The 19,745-nt window shown below is 38.8% G+C and carries 17 protein-coding genes and 1 tRNA gene; all 18 read right to left on the reverse strand.

Annotated features, from left to right (window positions below; genetic code table 11):
- Positions 1-198: 198 nt before the first annotated feature.
- The 18 genes from QZT26_RS01140 to QZT26_RS01225 all read right to left on the reverse strand — a co-directional run bounded on the left by QZT26_RS01140 (position 199) and on the right by QZT26_RS01225 (position 19,734).
- On the reverse strand, positions 199-882 hold the full coding sequence (locus QZT26_RS01140) for a class I SAM-dependent methyltransferase (RefSeq protein WP_099326380.1): 684 nt from the start codon (positions 880-882) through the stop codon (positions 199-201).
- A 3-nt stretch (positions 883-885) separates the two neighbouring features.
- Positions 886-1,176 (reverse strand): hypothetical protein, encoded by a 291-nt coding sequence (locus QZT26_RS01145; RefSeq protein ID WP_157820684.1) that lies wholly within the window; start codon positions 1,174-1,176, stop codon positions 886-888.
- Positions 1,177-1,426: 250 nt separating this feature from the next.
- Positions 1,427-2,461 (reverse strand): tetratricopeptide repeat protein, encoded by a 1,035-nt coding sequence (locus QZT26_RS01150; RefSeq protein ID WP_099326378.1) that lies wholly within the window; start codon positions 2,459-2,461, stop codon positions 1,427-1,429.
- Between the two features lie 259 nt (positions 2,462-2,720).
- Positions 2,721-3,323 carry a type II secretion system protein GspM gene (gspM, locus tag QZT26_RS01155; RefSeq protein ID WP_099326377.1) on the reverse strand — a complete coding sequence of 201 codons (603 nt, stop codon included), beginning with the start codon at positions 3,321-3,323 and terminating at the stop codon, positions 2,721-2,723.
- Positions 3,324-3,325: 2 nt separating this feature from the next.
- Positions 3,326-4,594 (reverse strand): PilN domain-containing protein, encoded by a 1,269-nt coding sequence (locus QZT26_RS01160; protein WP_295100106.1) that lies wholly within the window; start codon positions 4,592-4,594, stop codon positions 3,326-3,328.
- Positions 4,595-4,806: 212 nt separating this feature from the next.
- Positions 4,807-5,604, reverse strand: coding sequence for a general secretion pathway protein GspK (locus QZT26_RS01165; protein WP_295100123.1), 798 nt, complete (start codon positions 5,602-5,604; stop codon positions 4,807-4,809).
- Between the two features lie 128 nt (positions 5,605-5,732).
- Complete coding sequence (locus QZT26_RS01170; RefSeq protein WP_099326374.1) at positions 5,733-6,536, reverse strand: prepilin-type N-terminal cleavage/methylation domain-containing protein; 804 nt, start codon at positions 6,534-6,536, stop codon at positions 5,733-5,735.
- Positions 6,529-6,996, reverse strand: coding sequence for a prepilin-type N-terminal cleavage/methylation domain-containing protein (locus tag QZT26_RS01175; protein ID WP_099326373.1), 468 nt, complete (start codon positions 6,994-6,996; stop codon positions 6,529-6,531). Before QZT26_RS01175 ends, QZT26_RS01170 begins: the two co-directional genes overlap by 8 nt.
- A 12-nt stretch (positions 6,997-7,008) precedes the next feature.
- Positions 7,009-9,015, reverse strand: coding sequence for a type II secretion system secretin GspD (gene gspD / locus QZT26_RS01180; protein ID WP_099326372.1), 2,007 nt, complete (start codon positions 9,013-9,015; stop codon positions 7,009-7,011).
- 124 nt (positions 9,016-9,139) lie between these two features.
- Positions 9,140-9,226, reverse strand: a tRNA-Leu gene (locus QZT26_RS01185).
- Between the two features lie 297 nt (positions 9,227-9,523).
- Positions 9,524-10,444 (reverse strand): hypothetical protein, encoded by a 921-nt coding sequence (locus tag QZT26_RS01190; protein ID WP_099326371.1) that lies wholly within the window; start codon positions 10,442-10,444, stop codon positions 9,524-9,526.
- Positions 10,425-11,429, reverse strand: coding sequence for a D-alanine--D-alanine ligase (locus QZT26_RS01195; RefSeq protein WP_295100110.1), 1,005 nt, complete (start codon positions 11,427-11,429; stop codon positions 10,425-10,427). Before QZT26_RS01195 ends, QZT26_RS01190 begins: the two co-directional genes overlap by 20 nt.
- 12 nt (positions 11,430-11,441) lie before the next feature.
- Positions 11,442-12,944, reverse strand: coding sequence for a UDP-N-acetylmuramate--L-alanine ligase (gene murC / locus QZT26_RS01200; protein WP_295100111.1), 1,503 nt, complete (start codon positions 12,942-12,944; stop codon positions 11,442-11,444).
- Between the two features lie 229 nt (positions 12,945-13,173).
- Positions 13,174-14,298, reverse strand: coding sequence for an undecaprenyldiphospho-muramoylpentapeptide beta-N-acetylglucosaminyltransferase (gene murG, locus QZT26_RS01205; RefSeq protein WP_099326368.1), 1,125 nt, complete (start codon positions 14,296-14,298; stop codon positions 13,174-13,176).
- Positions 14,299-14,480: 182 nt separating this feature from the next.
- Complete coding sequence (ftsW, locus tag QZT26_RS01210; protein ID WP_157820683.1) at positions 14,481-15,680, reverse strand: putative lipid II flippase FtsW; 1,200 nt, start codon at positions 15,678-15,680, stop codon at positions 14,481-14,483.
- Positions 15,681-15,704: 24 nt separating this feature from the next.
- Positions 15,705-16,781 carry a phospho-N-acetylmuramoyl-pentapeptide-transferase gene (gene mraY / locus QZT26_RS01215; protein ID WP_230405680.1) on the reverse strand — a complete coding sequence of 359 codons (1,077 nt, stop codon included), beginning with the start codon at positions 16,779-16,781 and terminating at the stop codon, positions 15,705-15,707.
- A gap of 21 nt (positions 16,782-16,802) precedes the next feature.
- Positions 16,803-18,251: a UDP-N-acetylmuramoyl-tripeptide--D-alanyl-D-alanine ligase gene (murF, locus tag QZT26_RS01220; RefSeq protein ID WP_172953492.1), complete on the reverse strand. Its 1,449-nt coding sequence runs from the start codon at positions 18,249-18,251 to the stop codon at positions 16,803-16,805.
- A 13-nt stretch (positions 18,252-18,264) separates the two neighbouring features.
- Positions 18,265-19,734, reverse strand: coding sequence for a UDP-N-acetylmuramoyl-L-alanyl-D-glutamate--2,6-diaminopimelate ligase (locus tag QZT26_RS01225; RefSeq protein WP_099326364.1), 1,470 nt, complete (start codon positions 19,732-19,734; stop codon positions 18,265-18,267).
- Positions 19,735-19,745: the final 11 nt, after the last annotated feature.

A 19,745-nucleotide genomic window follows, 5' to 3' on the forward strand; every position in this document is an offset into this window, starting at 1 on the left:
GACAAAATAATTTGAAATTCTAAACAAGTACACCTTTCGTATCCCGCATTTCGTGCTTCATATTATTGTAAGTTTTGGATTTGTTTTGAATTTTATGCTTTGTTATTCGGATTTGTTTCGTATTTCGTACTTCGAATTTCGTATTTTTTATATATTGCTTGTTTGATTCCGGCTGTGCCAGCCTAAGGGACAGGTTGACTATAATGCCTCTGGGCTAAACACCAGAAAATACTGGTAAGGAAGGAGTAGGTCATATTTCTTTTGTAATGTAAACCCCGCCTGTTTTAATTCGTTGATAACCAATTCTTCCGGCAAGCGGATATTGATCGGTGGGCCAATGGGACTCTCTTTGCTAAATTCTATAATTGCTAGCCGGCCTTCGGGTTTCAGTGATGCTTTCACTTTCTTCATGAAATCGACAGGATGCGCTATTTCATGGTATATGCTTAGCAAGATTGCCGTGTCAATACTATTTGCAGGCAATAAGGGGTCGTCCATGCCGCCCAGCACGAGACGAACTGTTTTTTCATCTTCCGCATTTAATCTGTTTTTAATGTAATCAAGCATTTCTTGTTGTATATCGACGGCATAAACAGTCCCGGTTGGTCCGGTACGTTTTAAGAGTCTCATAACAAGGTATCCGGAACCGGCTCCAATGTCAGCAACAACGCTCCCTTTTTTGATTTCCAGCGCATCCAGCAGTAATTCCGGTTTTTGCCAGACATCACGTTCCGGATTCTCAAGCAGCGGGATTTTTGCAGGACTGAACAGTTTGCCGGGACGCTCAAGTTGTATGGTATATTGGGCGTGCATTTCACGGCAAAAAAACACTATTCCCAAAATAGCAATGAGAGAGAGTAGTTTGGTTCTTTTTTCACACATAAACTAGTTTTCCTCCTTTTCGTTTTTTTCTTTCTGTTCCTGTTTATCTAACCGCAAGATGAGCCAGATCGATGCGCCAATGGCGAATGGCAGCAATATGTATTGAATAATCTCTAGTTTTGACCGTGGATATGGCGTTATTTCCGGGAGGGGAGAGGAAGTTTGAAATTGTTGCGGTTGTTTGGCTTCCTCTGTTTGATTACTTCCCTGTGTTGTTTGGGCGTAAATGAAACTGCCGGAAAACAAACTGCCCGTTAGCAGAAAAAAGCACATTAAAATCAAAACTTTTTTCATAATGAAACATCCATAAACTTTAGTCACAAATTGGGATAAAAATAAATAATCCACAATCAGGACGCAACGCGTGGTAATAAGCAAAATAATCGTAACACTTTAGTTTTTTGAAAAATTAGGGGCGAAGTATTTGCTGCAAATTGTCATAAAAGCATTCATACCCAAACGGGCAAATGCTTCGCCACTACACTATGCGGTAAACATCGCTATTATTAGAATTTTTCAAAAAACTAAAGTGTTACAAATAATTTCATTTCTTAAATACAAGTTCTTTGTAAATATCAAATTCTCTTTTCGCCTCTTCGTGTTTGCCGAGTTTATTATATGAATCTCCCATCAACAAGCGCACATTGGTGTTTGCAGGGTTTAATTCCGTCAGTCTTTTGCAAATTTCTAAAGATTCACCGTATAATCCACTTTTATTATATGCAAATCCAAGATTGTACAGCGCATCATGATTTTCAGGGTCAAGGTTTAAAACTTTTTTAAACGCTTCAATGGCTTCATCAAATCTCTCCATCATATTATATGCTACGCCGATATTGTAATACGTTGGGACATGATTCGGATTAATGGTTAATGCCATAAGGTATGCTTTTACTGCTTTGTCAAACCTGTTTTTTTCTCCATAAATACATCCCATATTATAGTAAACATTGGCATTGCCTTGATCAAGCGAGACATATTTTTCAAAGGTAGCAATGGCGTCATCGGCCATGCGGTTCTTGTAGTAAAGAGTTCCAAGTTCAAGGAGTGCTTTTGCGTCGCGAGGATCTAATTCTATCACTTTTTTGAAGTTTGCAATCGCTTCGTTTGCTTTGCCCGATTTAGTATATGATAAAGCAAGCATCCTGAATGCTTCTTTCATCGTCGGATCTAAACTGACCGCCAGACTAAATGCTTCTGTCGATTCGTTTATCCACCCCTGCTGAAAGAGTTCACATCCTTTGTTGTAATAATCATTTGCCGTGAGTGGTTTTCCCTGAATAGGTTGTTCGGCTTGTTGCTTTTCTGGAGGAATTGATTTTTCTGTTGTTTCCGGCGCTTGAACGCCTGCAATGGCATTTATGTCCAAAGGAGGCCTTGTGTCCATTGTAACCGCGTAAGGAACTGGCGTTACTGCAACTGGTTCTATTCGTTCTATTTCAATTATTTCCGTTAAAGGGCTTTCTTTTTTCCCGCAGCCCGCATTGACCAAGACAAAACAACAGGCAAAAAAAAACGCAGAACTGAAGATTGGTTTTAACCACGAAAGAAATTCAAAATGGCAATTTGTTTTTTTCATGTTATTTTCCCCGAATTCCTTTTCAAATAATTAATAATGCCGCCGTTCTTATGGCATTTTAGTTTGACAAGTTGAATTGTCAAGAAAATTAGCGCTTATTATGAGGCGATTATACTGTAACTGTCATTCATTAGTCATTGGTCAACAGCCGATTGCCGACTGCAGAAGCAAGCATTAAATATTTTGCCAAAAAGCACGCACTGACGAATGGAAGTGTGCAAAGAAATTACTGGATTTGTTCGGTGCAGTCTATGCTATTCTATGATTTCTTTTCTATAAAGGCAACCGCTGTTAAGGTCGAGTTAAGAACCGCACCCTTCACTGCCGTAACACCTAATACTTTAATTCTGAGATTGTCAATAAAAAGTGTTTTGTCGTTATCATATTCGATATCATAGAGAAAATTCCGCAATTCTTCCGTACTTGCGATATCGCTTATTTCAATATTAATTGATAATGCTATGAGATACGGATTCTTATTGATGATATTTCTCTTTAGTGCAGTGCTTCTCGATACCACCAAACCGTTTTTTTTCGCAATATTATTTACTATCTCCTGCAATTTTGCAGATGCAAGTTCTTCCGTCTCCTCATAAAAAAACTTCTTCTTCATTTTTTCATAATATTGTTCCAACTCACTCAATCGTTCTTCGTATCGTTTTTTATTTGCAATAAACGAGTAACTCTTCTCCAGCAGTTTTTCTTTCGTTTCTAAACTCTGCTTCGTTTCATTGATTGATGTAAAGAAGGGGGTAATTATTGCCCTATCGATGACAATATAAAAGAGAACGAGTATTGCACCAATCAGCAGAACTCTTTCTCGTACTTTAAATCTTCTCAATACAGCAATCAGTTTTTCCATCACTACTGCCTTTCAACCTTACCCTTTATCCGGAATTTCTCCCTCCCGCTCTGCGTTTTGGTAACAGGAGATGCTAAACCAATCGCTGATAAAAGAGGTGAATTTTCCAGAATGGGTATTAAATGGGTGGAAGATACCGCATCACCCTCTATCTCAAACAGATTATTATCTATTTTAATGGTTTTAGCCCAGGCGTCGTTCGGCAAAATTCTCGCTAATTCCAGGATAATATCAATTCTTGGAATGTATTTTTCGCTGATTTTGTCAACATTAATCACCGTATTCTCCAACAACTCCATCCTCTCTTTTGTATTTTCAACAATCTTTATCTCTTTTTTTAATGATTTAATTATTGAATCCACGGTTTTTATTCTTGTAAGGTTATTCATTTTCTGAATATAGGGTATCAAAAAAATAAACAATATTAAGAAGCCTGTCAAAAAACACATTGCCGATATTTGAGGATTGCGTTGTTTTCTCTTTAACTTAATTAAGCTTATATTACACGGATAACCAGAAACGCCATAAAGCGCTGCGCCATATGATTCTGCATTCTCATCCATCCGTTTTGTTTGAACAGAATAGTCTTCCGGCAAAATTGTATCACCGTTATTTATATAAAAAACTGCTCCGGGAGCATTCGCCTTTACCTGTTTTGTCAACTCATCCAGATTCTTCACAATCGACGATGACCTCAGGAAACTATTTTTATACAGGCTGTAGCAGTAATCCTTTTTATTTTTATTAACAACGGCAACAGCGCCTCGTTTGTCTGCTATGAGAGGAATAAATGCGAAGGGTGTGATAATAACCCGAGATGGCATTATTTCGAGAGCTTTCAAACGCAACAATATATCATCCAATGCCTCTTTTTTTACCGCAACAATGAGTACCTTTGAATTGTGCCGGTTGCGGGAAAGCAAGTGAATATCAAAATAAACATCTTCGTTATTAAAAGGAATAAAACTATCTAACTGATATGATAACGCTTCCCGTAATTCTTTAATATTTGCATAGGGAAATTCTATTTCTCTGATAATACATAATTCTCTGGGCACGGAGAGGATTATCTCTCCGGCAAATTTCTTTTGTTGCACTAAAATGGGTTTTAATTGCTGGCTATCTTTAATTAAAAAATCTTTTACTACAAACGTTTCATACGATAATTTGATTAGTTTCCTGGAAACAAACGTAATAACAAGATCATCCCCGTGCAAAGATAAACCAGTGCCACTGGGGGAAAAGACACCAACAAACGGAATCCTACTCATAGCATTAGTCCTTAGGCGATTTTCTGAATGTAGGGCGAAGTGCAACTTCGCTCATAACGAAGCAGGCGCTTCGTTCTACAATTTTAAAATTTTTATATACCAAAAATCCACCAATAGTGTTTACAGGAAAGGTGGATTCGCAATCGCTTAATCCACCCTATATCTGTGGTTTAAATATCTTTTTATCGGTCGGAGGCTTCGCCAGACACTTATTAATCAGGATATACCGCAATAATAGTAAAATCACCGCTGCCTTTCCGCACAATCATCTTGTAAGAGCCATAAGAGTTTTCTGATTTTTCAGGGTGCGAAAGAGCATTAATTGTCAAAAAACTTGAATCGTACACGGTTAAATATTTCGTCACTTCCTGAAAGGATTTGCCTATGACCCCATACCCTCTGAATAATTCCTTTAAATCTCTGAATTTTTCTATTTTCCCGTTTTCATCTCTATATTGAATAATCGCATCAACTATTTCCGGTGAAATGTCGGGCACGGAAAGCAACACTTCCTTAGAAGCAAAATTAACATTAATTTTGCCGGCTCCATAGATGGTTACATGCTCCCGTAATAATTCAAATACTTGCGGGGTAACGCCCTTTACTAATGTTAACTCTTCAATTATCTCAAATGCCCCATTTTTCGGTTCGTAAGGTTCAGGTAATGAGCTGTAGTAATTTTTTTCTGCTCCGTTTACATGGTGCAAATCATCCTCATCCACCCAATCCAAAATAGAATCCGTTATAATTTCTGCTGCATGTTCTTCGATCTTCAGGGCTAAAAGGAATTTAATAAAACCCTGTTTCGTCTCATCAGTAATCTTATTTATGTTTATTTTGCCGCTTTCATCGTGAATATGCACATCACAATTCCTATCCCCTATCAATACAGAATACGGTTTATTGCTTGGTACCCATTGGCGTACACTTTGTCCCTTCTTCTCTTTCCCGCGCGGCTTTTTTTTATTATCCTCTGTTTTTTTAACCTGTTTTTCCGGGAGCAATAGCATTTTTATCGCATAAATACATGCCCCTCTGGCAGCATAAACATTTTTTATACGCTCAGTAAACGCCAATTCGGTTTTTATCGCAATACCGGTATTACGGGTAAAACTTAATGCGATAAATCCTATAACTACTATTGTCCATAGGCTAAAAACGAGTACATAGCCATAATTGGAGTTATAAGCGTTTGTTCTTCCCCATTTTTTGTTACCGTTAGTTTTATTGCCTTCGGGATTTTCCCTATAATTTTTCCCTTCCATACTGCTTTCACGCCTTCTTTACTATTATCACTCTGTTGAGAAGGAGACACTTCCCCTCCTGCAATATCCACGTCATCGTCCATTGCGTCCTCATCAGATACTAAATATTCAAATGCAACGGATGTACAGTCATTAAAAAATACCGTATACTCTTCATACAAAACGGCGTTAGATTCCATACGAAAATTCGTTTTAAATCCTTCCGCCAAATCCATTAACAATTTTGGATTCAATCGTGTTTCAACATAAATCAAATCCAACCTGCCCTCATCATTCATTTTCACCTTATAATTTGCAATTACCAATCCCTGTGAATAATGTTTTTTTAAAGAAAGCGGCGAGACAAAAGCAAGAAAATCTTCTTCACCAACAAACATTTTATCCTTCTTTTTTTTCACATTATCATTTAGAAGTCTGTTTTCTTTCGGGAGTTTTTGATTATACAGGGCAGACGCTTGCTGCCAAAGGAAATCAAAGGCCGCTTTTTCCCTTGTGGAATCACTGAACCAAACGCCCTCTTTTTCCATAGAAAACAAGCCAATTCTGATCGCATACACCCCTGACATAACAAGCACCATACCAACAAAAAGCGCTATTAGTAACTCGAATAAGGTGAAGCCTTTTTTGTCATGTATGCCAACCGCATCATCATATACGCTACAATAATTACTATTCATTCCCCTTCTTCTTTTTCTTTATAGTATCATTTCTCTTCTGTTCGATAAATGTTACCGTATCAATCGTTATCCCTTCTACTTGCGTATTTAATGCCATATAACCTTCCGGGGGTAATTCTCGCTCCTCATCCTCCTCCCCCATCATAACTCTCATACGTGCTTCTTTATATTTATCAATTTCCATGATTTTCCATTTAACACCCTTTTCGGTAACCCCCTCATATATTGTTTTTTCATCCAGCCTGGTGTATATCCCATCAAGTATTCCCAAAAAGGATTCTTCTGCTTTTGTCCTTGCCAGCAACAACGAATTTGTATGATCGTCGATTTTCCCTCTAATTCTGGAAGAATTACCCACCATGCTGAAAAAAATACCAATGGAAACGCCGATAATTGCCATCGCAACCATAACCTCAAGCAGGGTAAATCCTTTTCTTTTTTGAGACAAAATGAATTTCATCACCTCACCTGCCTACTGGTTTACCAGAAAATCAATTTCCTGCAATTTTTTCTCGAATGCCTGCGTTAACGAATCGGCATCTTCTGCGTTATTTGCAATATATGGTGTAATTAACATTATTAACTCAGTCCTCTTATCAATAAGCGATGTCGCCTTAAACAAATTTCCCAGATAGGGAATATCACCCAAAAGAGGGATTTTTTTCACCTCTTTCTCATTTTTTTGTTCAATAATACCACCAAGACCTATCGTATGGCCGCTTTTTATCACCAGCGAAGTTTGCACCTGACGAGTGGAAAACGTCGGGGATTTCTCAACGCCTGTGTCTGTTAGTTTAGCATTGCTTACTTCCTGATTTACCTCCAGTGTAATAAGGCCATTTTCGGCAATATGTGGTGTAACGGTAAGGATAATACCAGTATCACGATACTGTACCTGTTCAAAAGTAATCGTAGTGCCCGTCTGTTGGCCGGAACTGGTAAGAATCGGCACCTCTTCTCCCACCTGAATACTTGCCGGTTGTTCGTCCCGTACTAATATATGCGGCGCAGAAAGTATTTTTGCATTAGAACTTGTGGCGAGAATATCAATAAGAATTTCAAAGCTCCCTTTCGCAAATGTGTTGGTAAACTGCACCGCTGCATTACCGGCAGCCCTTGCAATATCACCTACCCCATATACTTGCAAATTACTTCCCGACCACAACCACTCCGTTCCGTAGTCTAATGTATCGTTACGAGTGACTTCTACAATCAATACTTCTATAAACACCTGTTGCGGGGTTGCATCAATTGCTTCTATAATAGCTTTAATGCTCTTGTAATCACTGGGAAAGGTCTTCATAATGACCGAATTGGTTTCAGTGTCCGCAAGCACCTTCATTGATTCTACTATATCTCTTCCAAGCTTCTTCGGCTGCGCCGCCATCTTTTCGCTATACATCTGAGTGATAATCGGCACAATTGTCTCTGCTTTCTGGTGCTGAACTTTATATATATACACTCTCATTTCCTCGTCTAACTGCGTGGGAGGAACATCGATATTTTTTATCCACATGTCTATTTTAGGCAAGAGTTCCGGGAGTTTCGTAATCACTATCAATTTATTTGTATCTGAGAATGGCACAAAATCAAATTCCCCGTCCCCTCCGACCTTTGCCCCTAAAGATTTTGCCAAACTCCCAAGATCCTTCGACATATTCCGTGCATCAACATATTTAAACTCATAAAATCTCATGGCTTTCCCTGCTAAAAAAGGCACATCAAATATTTTTATTATGGTAAGCAGTTTTTCCATTACAGAGGCATTATCGATAATCATTAAATAGGGAAAGTCTTCGTGGGTAACAATATTTCCAATACTAGACATGAATTGCTTCACGGTTGAACTCAATTTTTTCGGGTCGGCATATTTCAATGGCACAATTTGAATAATAATATCTTTACTCCATTCGGGAATTTTATCTCCGTGTATAATGATACTTGTTTCCCGTCTGGCTTCCGCCTGCGGCAGCACATTGTATAGATTCCCGTCTTTCAGTATCGTAAAATTATACACATAAAGGAGTGAATTAAGCATAGAGATCAATTCTTCTTTATAGACTTCTCCGCTGGCATGAAGGTTTACTTTTCCCCCAACTCTTTTATCCAACACATAATTCACATTTAAAATTTCCCCCAATATTACCTGTACCACATCCTTGATTTCTGCATCATCAAAGTTGAGTGCAATATCAATTTTTTCCCCGGTATACGCTGGTTTATAGAGCGCCGGTTCAGGCCTTCTGTACTCAGAAGGATATATAATTTCATCCGGTACTCCCTCTTTCTTTCCTCCTAAAACCTCCTTCTCCGGCATCACTTCATATTCCCACGATTTTTTTTCTACTTTTTCCGTGGTAGTTGAAAGCGAAATGGGTTTTCTAAAAGGCGTAAAATCTGTTTGCTTTATCTGCGTTTCTTTACACCCGGATAAAAGTGCAAAAACAATCATGATAAAAACACGTGTGCATTTATTCATTCCCACGCTGCCTCTCCAAAAAGAGAAAAATATCCAAACATTACTTTCTGCCCTTTATTTATGTTTGTAGATGTGTCATCAATTGCATTGTCATACCAAATTTAACTGGCGGGGGAATATCGAATGGTGCGGAAGGGGGGATTTGAACCCCCACCCCGGTTAAGGGACTAGCCCCTCAAGCTAGCGTGTCTGCCGATTCCACCACTTCCGCATTTTGTTGATGTGCTTTTACTGTGGCAACTTCTGTCTATTTTTATAACAACTTCCGGCTTTCTCAACTTCAATGATACTTTTAATACTTTATTATATTATTCCATTTATACTATTAAACAACCCTTTTCTTTCGATATATTCATTACCTTCGCAAAACGGGCAATCAAAATCAATACCACTTCAAGAGGTGTGCACATTTTTCTTAACTTATATCTATCTAATCACTTAAAAAAACCTAGTAAATTTTATCACCATAGCATGAAATGTCAAATAATTTTACCCCCCCTTGTGCCTTTTAGTTTCCCCATCTTTTGCCGACAGGTTTGCTCCATCTCACGTCAACGTACTCCATTTGTTTCAAGCTCGTACCCTCAATCTTTGCAATACTCAAGAGATTTTGAAGTTTCTCTTCGTCGGTGAGCTCATCCGGAGACTTGAATAATGAAGAGCAGCCCCAACGAATCTGGGTATTGTTTTCCGTCCACAAAATAATATCACTTCCCCGGGAATATTTCTCTCTATGCACATTTGTTACATCCACAGTTACAATTCCAAAGAGGTTGTGTATGTTATTTATCCTGAGAAATTTCACCAATGCTACTCCTGCCTTTATCTTCTTATCATTCCACTCTTTTCCCGGCAATGGCAGCCTGGATAACCTTCTGCTTTGAATGTAAGGGCTTATATAATCGACATCAGAGAATTTATAATATTCTTTTGGCAACAATACCCCTTCTTCATCAACAAGATAAGAATTCTCCCCTTTTTTTATCAAAGCAAACGGCCTGCGCATCGTAAACCTGATGTTGAGTTTATTGGGAAATACACGCTTTACCACATCGACTTTTTTAATCACTACCATATCGCCATATATCGTTGCTATCCTATTCGCTATGTCCCTTTCATATAAACTATAATGGCGATGCAATGCCTCTACTTGTTTTATATCTTCGGAAAAACGATTATCCATCCATGGCGGTACATTAAATGTCAAAGTAGCAGGATTCACTTTAAATATACTTAAATCGGTGAGTGTATTCCATACTTCCTTTAGTCCCCAAATGGTAAAAATTACAATACAAACCACTCCCGCAAATTTTAATAAAAAGGGGTATAGCTGCCGGTGGAACCAATGAAGTTTTTCAAAAATAGACGGCACAAGAGATTTGAATGTAAATGTGTGGTTCAGAGATTTTTTAATTTTTAATCGACCCATCTATACTTACAAAACTCTTTTGTGAAGTAAGATCGACAATTTTTTCACATAATAATGTGAAAGAAATATCTGCTGCCCTTGCCGCCATCGGCAATAAGCTTTTTTCTGTAAAACCAGGGATTGTATTGACTTCCAATATGTAAAAATCATTCTTATTATCCAGCAATATATCCACTCTGGAAAACCCTCTGCAACCTATAGCATTGTGCGCCTCAATAGCCAATTCCTGAGCTTTATCGTACAACGCAGCATCCAGAAAACCAACATCGCAATCAAGGGTATTCAATTTGTTTGTTTTGCTTCCAAAGGTTTTATTTATTACAAAATATCTTGTATTACCGCTATTGTATTTCGCATTATAATCAAAAAAATCATCTGATACACAAATCTCTATAATTGGCAATGCCCTGTTATCCAGTATCCCAATCGTAAACTCCCTGCCAGATACATATCTTTCAACAAACGCTTCATCACCACACTTTAATGCTTCTCTTACATAATAATGTATATTGCGGCTATCCTTAATTATGGATATCCCTATGCTAGAGCCGCCGTTCGTTGGTTTTATTACTACTGGCAAACCAAACCCTTGAATCTCTTGCTCTATCTCTGCCAGATTTACGGGTTTCTTTAGCAAGAAATACTCCGGCGTCTTGAGTCCGGCATACAAAAAACATCGTTTCGATTCCACCTTATCCATGGCAATCCTGCTGGCGTTAACCCCTGAACCTGTATAGGGAATGCCTTTTACTTCCAAAAGCTGCTGAACCCCCCCGTCTTCTCCAAAGTAACCGTGTAATGCAATGAATGCGACATCAATCTCCTCATGATCGAGTTCTTTTATGTCTTCATCCTTTACATCAATACAAATAACATTGTTTCCCGCATCTTTTAGCGCCTTTGCTACGGCATTACCCGATCTTAAAGATATTTCACGCTCAGGAGAAACGCCCCCCATCAGTACTGCAATATTTCGTGTTCTCATTTTATGCCTGCTTTATAGTATTCCCGGTAGGGGCGTATTGCAATACGCCCCCTGATTCTTTTTTTCTGCACTATATGTTGTTCCTATTCTTTCCGCAAGTTCATGCGCCACTTTCCAAATATCGCCCGCACCCATCGTAATAATAACATCTCCAGGCTTCGCATTCAAACAAAGCATGTCTGTAATGTATTCCATTTGCGGATAATATTGTATATCGACGCCTGTTTTGCGAATTTCTTCATACAATTTTAATGAACTAATTGAAGTTTTTTCAAAATCATTGTCGCGTGACTCATAAATATCTGCCAGCGCTACTTTATCTGCAAGATAAAACGATTCCGAGAGTTTTTTCAATAAATGCCTGGTTCTGCTATACTGATGCGGTTGATACACACACCATATTTTTCTTGCAGGATATAGCTCGCGCGCCGCTTTCAGGGTAACGTCTATTTCCGTGGGATGATGAGCATAATCATCAATTATTGTAATATTATTCTTTATGGCAACAATTTGAAAACGCCTTTTTGCACCTTTAAAAGACTCAAACGAAGTTTTTATAACTTCTTTATCAACGCCAATAGATGTACAAACGGCAATAGCGGCAAGTGCATTCAATATGTTATGCGACCCTGGAATCTTTAACCAAAAATCGCCGAAGATTTTGCCTCTATTGTAAACCCTGAATTTATTTATACCCTGAATAGCAGGAGGAATCTTTTTTGCATACCAATGAGAAGTATGCCGTAGTGAGTAAGTTTCTCTCTTACAAACGGATCTTTTCGCAGCAACTGCAACATTTCTGTCATCATCATTCACTACTAACAAACCATTTTTTGCTATCCGGTTTGCAAAATGCCCAAAAGCATTTACTATTTCTTCAAGATTGCCATAATAGTCTAAATGGTCTTCCTCTATATTTGTAATCACTCCTATGGAAGGAACCAGGTCTAGGAATGAACTATTATACTCACAGGCCTCTGCCACAAACAAATTCCCCTTGCCTAAATGAGCATTTCCTCCGATATCAGTGACTTCTCCACCAATAACATAGGTAGGATCCAATTCCGCTTTTTTTAAAATAGTGGAAATCATTGCGCTGGTGGTTGTTTTTCCATGTGTGCCGCTAATTGCAATGCCTCTCTTTTCCTGCATTAAAGAGCCAAGTATTTGAGAGTATTTTACCACCTTAATGCCCAATTGTCTTGCGACTTTCAGTTCCGGATTGCCCTCCTGAATCGCGGCAGAAACTATTACCATATCAGTTTCCAATGACATCATACTTCCATCTTGTTTTGAGTTAACCATCACTCCTATTTTTTCCAGTGAAGAAATAAGCGGCGATAGCAGAATATCAGAACCGGCAACAATACACCCTTCACTCACAAGAATACGTGCAAGCGCACTCATCCCATTACCGCCAATCCCGATAAAATAAACACGGTTTCCGCGCAAAGGCTTGTAATTAAAAAATCTGTTATTAACTGATGATGTTGTATGCGCTAAGGATATATCCATTGTTTTTGTTGTATGTTGTATACACGTTTCTCCACTTTAAAACTATTTTTTGAAACATGTGTTTTGCTTATTTTAACAGCAAAAATCACGTACCAGGATTTTGTTCTTCTTTCACAAAAAAAGTAGGGGCGAAGCATTTGTCCGTTTGAGCATGAACGCATTTATAACTAACGGCAAACATCGCTATTATTGGAATTTTTCAAAAAGCTAAAGTGTTACCAAAAAGGAGTTATCTGGCGAGCAATGCTACTCGCGTCTCCCTGTAACTAATTAGTCTGCTTATCGTATCTACAACACAAACAGAGGCATTCGGACGCCCCATTTCTTTACTAAACATCTTCATTCTCTCGTATTTTTCCTTGTTTCTGATAAGGTCAATAATAATTTCAACAATCTTTTCAGGCGTTAAATCAATCTGTGGCAATAAATATCCACCGCCGTTTTTCTCCACTTCAACTGCATTCCAGTATTGGTGATTATCGGCGGCGTAAGGGTAGGGTATAAGAATAGCTGGAATACCAATTGCGGTAATTTCAGCAATTGTTGTTGCACCTGCCCTGCATATAACAATATCTGCTATATTAAGCGCCGCATCCATTTCATTTAGAAAACTACATACAAAAGAATTAATCTTTGTTTGCCTGTATCCTTTTTTTACGCATTCATATCCATGCTCGCCCGCACAGTGAATTATTTGTATCTTCTCTGAAAACGGTTCCAGTTTATGTAGACTTTTCACCATAACCTCATTAATTGCCTGTGCGCCCTGGCTTCCACCAGTGACTACAATGGTATATTTTGCGCTATCGAAACCAAATTTTTCATAATAGTTCTTCTTCCTGCCAGACACTATTCCCTTACGGATAGGCGTCCCGGTAACATTTACCTTCTTTGCCTTTGCAAACCATTTGAGAGAAGAACGCCAATGGCAACACACCTCATCCGCCCATCTTGCCAAAAACAAATTCGCCTTACCTGGCACCACATTTTGTTCAAGCAATACGGAAGGGATGCACAGTAATTTTGCCGCAATAATTGGCGCAAAAGAAGCATATCCCCCCAACCCTACTACAATATCAGGCTTGAATTTTCGCTGCAGGAAAAGAGATTCAATCACCCCTAAAATTGCCATTCTAAGGAATACAAAAATCCCCTTAAATGATCTTTCCCATTTTTTTGCATGTATTTTCTGAAACCGAAACCCTTGTTGTACAACATATTCCTCTTCAAACTTTTTCTCCGTGCCGCAAAACATAATTTCTGCATTATGGAATCTCATGCGAATCTCTTCTGCAGCGCTAATTCCAGCAATAAGGTGGCCGCCTGTACCGCCACCCGCAAATATTATTCTCATTTCTCAACCTCTATTTTCAATAATTGCCATCAATAATTAAACATTTAAAAACGCTCGTCCCAAGCCGGAACCTTGAAACGAGAGCGAAAGAATATCTTTTATTTCTGTTTTCGTCATTGGTAATTGTAAGCTTGTGACGAATTTTTTAATCTGTGTAATCTGTGGTTCCCCTTTTTTAACAACTACCATGAAAATGCGGATATCTTAGAAATTATTTTACCGGTAATTCTCACGGGGAAAAACCTTTCATTAACGGATAGTTTTTCTTTCGCTTCACCGTTCAATAGTTTGTCTGCATCACACCTTAAAGATTGTTTCGCAATATTAACCAAAATCCCTATGCCAAGCATTGAAAATAACAAAGAAGAACCCCCTGTACTTAGAAACGGCAAGGGAATACCTTTTGTCGGTATAATACCGGAAACAACTGCAATATTCATAATTGACTGCAAACCAAACATCATGGTAATGCCAAGTCCTAAAAAGAAACCAAACACATCCTTAGTCCTGCTGACAATTCTCAACCCCTGCCATAGCAGTAATGAAAAAAGAACAATAATTGTCATTCCCCCAATAAAACCAAATTCTTCCCCGATAACGGTAAATATAAAGTCACTGCTGCTTTCCGGTAAGAAAAACAGTTTTTGTTTGCTATTGCCGAGTCCCAGGCCTGTCAGCCCCCCGGAACCAAGGGCAATCCACGATTGTATTACATGATAGCCCGTTCCCTGCGGGTCCTGCCATGGATCGAGAAATGAGGTAAATCGTATTTTTCTATACGTAACACTAAAAATCAATTCGTAGATAAACGGCGCCGACGCAAGTAAAGTAAAAAAGATAAAAATAATCCGCGTCCCCCCCACCATGCACATCAATATTGACAGTATAACGATAAACGCCGCTGTACCAAAGTCGGGTTCCATGAGTATTAGCCCGCCCATCATCGCTATGAACCCCAGAGGTATTAAAAACCCACTTTTAAAGCTATGCATGTGATTATGATTTTTGGCTATATAATTCGATATAAATATAATCGTCGCCAATTTTGCAAATTCAGACGGCTGAATACCCGCAATACCTCCCAATCTGATCCATCTTCTCGCGCCGTTGGCTACCGTTCCAACACCTGGCAACAGCACAAGTATAAGGCTAATCACTGATACCGCAATAATCGGATACGTTAATTTCTGTAAATGCCGGTAATCGACATATGACATAGCAATTAACACCACCAAACTTAATACTATCCATAAAAGATGTTTGGCAAATTGATAACCATTGCTATCTGCCGCAAACATTGTAGTGTCAGTACTATAAACAGTGACAATACTAAAACCCAGTAGCGCAACGACAATATATACGAGACAGTGCCATGATTTCAAAATATCTCTCCCGATTAAATTGAATCACAAAAGCATAAAACTACATACTGACAGCAACGCTGCAATTATCCAAAACCTAAGGGTAATTTTCGATTCAGGCCATTTCGCAAATTGAAAGTGATGATGCAAAGGGGCGCACAGGAAGATTCTTTTCTTCGTAATTTTAAAAAAATATCTCTGCATAAGTACCGATACTGCCTCCGCAACAAAAACACCCCCTATAACAATCATCAATATTTCCTGTTTTACGATAATACTTACCAAGGCAAGCATCCCACCTAGCGCCAGAGAACCTGTATCTCCCATAAAAATTTGTGCGGGATAACTGTTGTACCATAAAAACCCCATACCGCCCCCTACCAGTGCGGCGCAGAAAATACTCAATTCACCGGCGCCGGGAATGTAAGGAACTCTTAAATATTCACTAAAATCAACCCTGCCGGAAATATACGCAATAATGGCAAGGGAGATGCCTGCAATTATACTGCATCCTATTGCCAATCCATCCAGGCCATCCGTTATATTCACGGCATTTGACATACCTACAATAAAAAAAGTGATTATTATTACATAAAAAGGTCCCAGTTCCGGCCTCAAATCCTTAATTAACGGAATCATCAACTGAGTGCCCCATGTAAACTTGCTGGAATAAAAATATAATATCAACCCAAGGATAAGCCCCAAGGCAGACTGGAATAATAATTTTGATATATCTGTCAGGCCGGACGAGTTCTTTTGTGTAAGCTTGATGTAATCATCAATAAAACCGATTACGCCAAACCAGATCAATGTAAACATCAATAACAAAACGTAAATATTGTAAATATTACACCAAAATAGCGTAGCAACTAATATTGAAACCAAAACAACAATACCGCCCATTGTTGGTGTATTTTTTTTTGAAAAGTGCAATTTTTTCAATTCTTCAGAATCCGTCTTCGTAGTGTCTTCTCCATAATTCAAGGCGCGAAATTTCCTGATAAACCAGTGGCCGAAAATAATGCTTATTAAAAATGCCGTAAATGCCGCCAGGCAGGAACGAAAGGAGATGAACCTGAATATTTCAAACGAAAACATTGAATACAATAAACCGTATAACAATCCATGCCCTCTTAAATAAAATCAGTTATGAGTAAGTACACGCGGAGAGAAATATTCCCGATATTTATCAATGATAGTTTCCATGTGCATACCCCTGGAACCTTTAATAAGTATTACATCATTTTCCCTGAATTCACCCATGTCATATTCCGTGATGTCATCCAGACTCCGAAAACTTAACACCTTTTCCACGTCCATGCCGCCATCTTTTGCCGCGCCTGCAATATCAGATGCATATTTGCCTACCGTCCATAATAAATCCAGATTAAGCGTTGACGCCTTTTCCCCCAATTCTTTATGCAGGGCATGTGATTCTTTCCCAAGTTCCAACATATCTCCGCAAATGAATATCTTCCTCCCTGCAGCATCAATTTCTTCAAAATATTTCAAGGCGGCAAAAACGGATTCCGGGTTTGCATTGTAAGCATCATTAATAAAGGTAACATTGCCTATCTGCTGAGAATCGATTCTCATATCGGGCATTTTAAATGAGAGAAAGGCATTATAAAGTCCACTTATATCGAGGCCAAGCGCATGGCAGACCGCAAACGAAGCCAGACAATTGCTAATATTATGATGACCTGGAACCTGAAGTTGTATTTCAAATTGCCTGCGTCCTCCCCCCTTGACCCCACAGAGGCGAAAGGTATTGTAATCAATATCAATTGTAAACACAGAACCGTTGCCTTTTTTCTTTGCATCAGTACCCCTTATTTGCGCATTCTGACCTAAGCCGAAACTTATCTTATTGCCCCCGAATTTATCCGCAATTTCACAGCACAACGGGTTATCGGCGTTATATACAAAAACTCCGTTTTCTTTCAGATTTTTTACTATATCCCCCTTTTCCAATGCGACGCCTTCAATACTCCCTAATCCTTCCAGGTGTGTTTTGGAAATATTCAGGATTACCGCTATATCGGGTAAACCAATCTCCGAAAGACGCAATATCTCTCCCGGAGCATTTGTACCCATTTCGAGTATTCCGTATTTATGTTTTGACTCAATTTCAAATATAGTCAGAGGAACACCGATAAAATTATTAAAACTCTTTTGTGGTTTTACTACCGGGGCAAAATGAGAAAGCAGGTGATATAACATCTCTTTGGTGGTGGTTTTGCCATTACTTCCTGTGATACCTATGATCTTTGCATTTAATTTCCGGCGGTAATGTCTTGCTAAATCGCCCAATGCGGTTTTAACATCATCTACCAAAATCAGAGGAAGGCACTTGCCGCTAATATCAATTCCACCTTGTTTTGATACCACCACACCAATTGCACCCGCATCAAAGGCTTGCTCAATAAACTGACGCCCGTCGTAGTGGTCGCCTTTTATAGCAAAAAACACATTGCCCTTATGGACGTTTCTACTGTCAACAGAAACGCCATTCACCATTAAACCACTGACATTCGATATCGCTTTCCCGTTAACGGCTTGTATCACTTCTTCAAGAGAAATTGCGTCCATTTTCATTCATCGTCTAATTTTGAGATACCATAGTGCCGGATAATACCTGCTTTACCACTTCACAGTCATCAAAAGGAATACTCTTGTCTTTCAATATCTGGCAACGTTCGTGACCCTTTCCTGCAATAACGACGACATCGCCCTTTTTCGCCTCAAGGAGTGCTTCTTCTATTGCAACTTTTCTATCCAGTTGAACTTTATAGCATGAATCCCGTTTTATTCCCCTCTGTATTTCACGTATTATATTAAGCGGGTCTTCAGAACGGGGATTATCATTTGTTATCCAAAATAAATCTGAATATTTTTCTGCGATATGCCCCATCTTTGCCCTTTTCCCTTTATCCCTGTCTCCGCCACAGCCAAATACTAAAATAATCCTCCTGGCTGCAATGCCTCTAAGAGTCTCTAAAACTACCTGTAACGCATCGTGCGTATGTGCATAATCAATAAGGACATGAAAATCCTGACCGTAGTCCAGTTTTTCCAGCCTGCCAGGAACGTTATTTAAAGATTCAAGGCCTTTTCTTATTATTTCCATATCAAAACCGAGACAAAACCCCGTCGTTGCGGCTGCCAGTGCATTATAAACATTATGATTGCCTGTTAATTTTAAGTGAATAACTTCCTTTCCCCAGGGAGAAATCAATAAAAACCTTGTTCCGTTAACCCCCATATTTATTATCTCTGCTCTCACGTGTGCAGACGTATCTTTTATCCCATACCACACTATTTGTGCGACAGTACTCTTTGCAAAATATTTGCTTGAAGTATGGTCGGCATTTAAAACCGCAGACGCATTTTCATCTAATCCCCTCATCAATTTAATTTTTTCTTCTCTGTAATTTTTAATATTTTCATGATAATCGAGATGTTCCGCAGACAAATTGGTAAAAACAGCAGAACGGAAATGCACTCCGTCCAGCCTGTGCTGCGAAAGTGCGTGAGAACTTGCCTCAATTACCGCATATCGTATATTGTTGTTAAGCATATCTGAAAGATGTGATTGTATATCAACGGATTCAGGGGTAGTTTCATTCGCAGGGATAATCCTGCTCCCTAATTGGTAATATATCGTTCCTATTAACCCTGCCTTATTGCCGGAAGATTCTATGATAGACTTCGTAAAAAACGAAGTAGTTGTCTTGCCATTCGTTCCGGTAATACCTACTATTGTCATTTTTGAAGAAGGATAGCCATAAAAATATTCACTCAGAAGAGAAAGCGCCCGTCGGGCATTCGGCACAACAATTTGCGGAACATTTATAACATAGTCAACACCTTTCTCCGCAACTACGGCAATAGCTCCTTTCTCTATTGCCATTGAAATAAAATCGTGACCATCAGATTTATAGCCCTTTATAGCAACAAAAATATACCCCTCTTTAACTTTACGGGAATCGTGTGTTAGCCCTAAAACGACTTTCTCCGTAAAGGAATTGCACTTATATTTTTCTAAAACAGCACAAATCTCACTTAATTTCATTTTGCGACCTT

The sequence above is a fragment of the uncultured Candidatus Kuenenia sp. genome (genome assembly GCF_900696675.1).
Lineage (GTDB): Bacteria > Planctomycetota > Brocadiia > Brocadiales > Brocadiaceae > Kuenenia > Kuenenia stuttgartiensis_A.

What these genes read in the sequence shown, in the direction of transcription:
- QZT26_RS01140 (WP_099326380.1), bottom strand. Translation starts at nt 882, where the DNA reads ATGTGTGAAAAAAGAACCAAACTACTCTCTCTCATTGCTATTTTGGGA.
- QZT26_RS01145 (WP_157820684.1), bottom strand. Translation starts at nt 1,176, where the DNA reads ATGAAAAAAGTTTTGATTTTAATGTGCTTTTTTCTGCTAACGGGCAGT.
- QZT26_RS01150 (WP_099326378.1), bottom strand. Translation starts at nt 2,461, where the DNA reads ATGAAAAAAACAAATTGCCATTTTGAATTTCTTTCGTGGTTAAAACCA.
- gspM (WP_099326377.1), bottom strand. Translation starts at nt 3,323, where the DNA reads ATGGAAAAACTGATTGCTGTATTGAGAAGATTTAAAGTACGAGAAAGA.
- QZT26_RS01160 (WP_295100106.1), bottom strand. Translation starts at nt 4,594, where the DNA reads ATGAGTAGGATTCCGTTTGTTGGTGTCTTTTCCCCCAGTGGCACTGGT.
- QZT26_RS01165 (WP_295100123.1), bottom strand. Translation starts at nt 5,604, where the DNA reads ATGCTATTGCTCCCGGAAAAACAGGTTAAAAAAACAGAGGATAATAAA.
- QZT26_RS01170 (WP_099326374.1), bottom strand. Translation starts at nt 6,536, where the DNA reads ATGAATAGTAATTATTGTAGCGTATATGATGATGCGGTTGGCATACAT.
- QZT26_RS01175 (WP_099326373.1), bottom strand. Translation starts at nt 6,996, where the DNA reads ATGAAATTCATTTTGTCTCAAAAAAGAAAAGGATTTACCCTGCTTGAG.
- gspD (WP_099326372.1), bottom strand. Translation starts at nt 9,015, where the DNA reads ATGAATAAATGCACACGTGTTTTTATCATGATTGTTTTTGCACTTTTA.
- QZT26_RS01190 (WP_099326371.1), bottom strand. Translation starts at nt 10,444, where the DNA reads ATGGGTCGATTAAAAATTAAAAAATCTCTGAACCACACATTTACATTC.
- QZT26_RS01195 (WP_295100110.1), bottom strand. Translation starts at nt 11,429, where the DNA reads ATGAGAACACGAAATATTGCAGTACTGATGGGGGGCGTTTCTCCTGAG.
- murC (WP_295100111.1), bottom strand. Translation starts at nt 12,944, where the DNA reads ATGGATATATCCTTAGCGCATACAACATCATCAGTTAATAACAGATTT.
- murG (WP_099326368.1), bottom strand. Translation starts at nt 14,298, where the DNA reads ATGAGAATAATATTTGCGGGTGGCGGTACAGGCGGCCACCTTATTGCT.
- murF (WP_172953492.1), bottom strand. Translation starts at nt 18,251, where the DNA reads ATGGACGCAATTTCTCTTGAAGAAGTGATACAAGCCGTTAACGGGAAA.
- QZT26_RS01225 (WP_099326364.1), bottom strand. Translation starts at nt 19,734, where the DNA reads ATGAAATTAAGTGAGATTTGTGCTGTTTTAGAAAAATATAAGTGCAAT.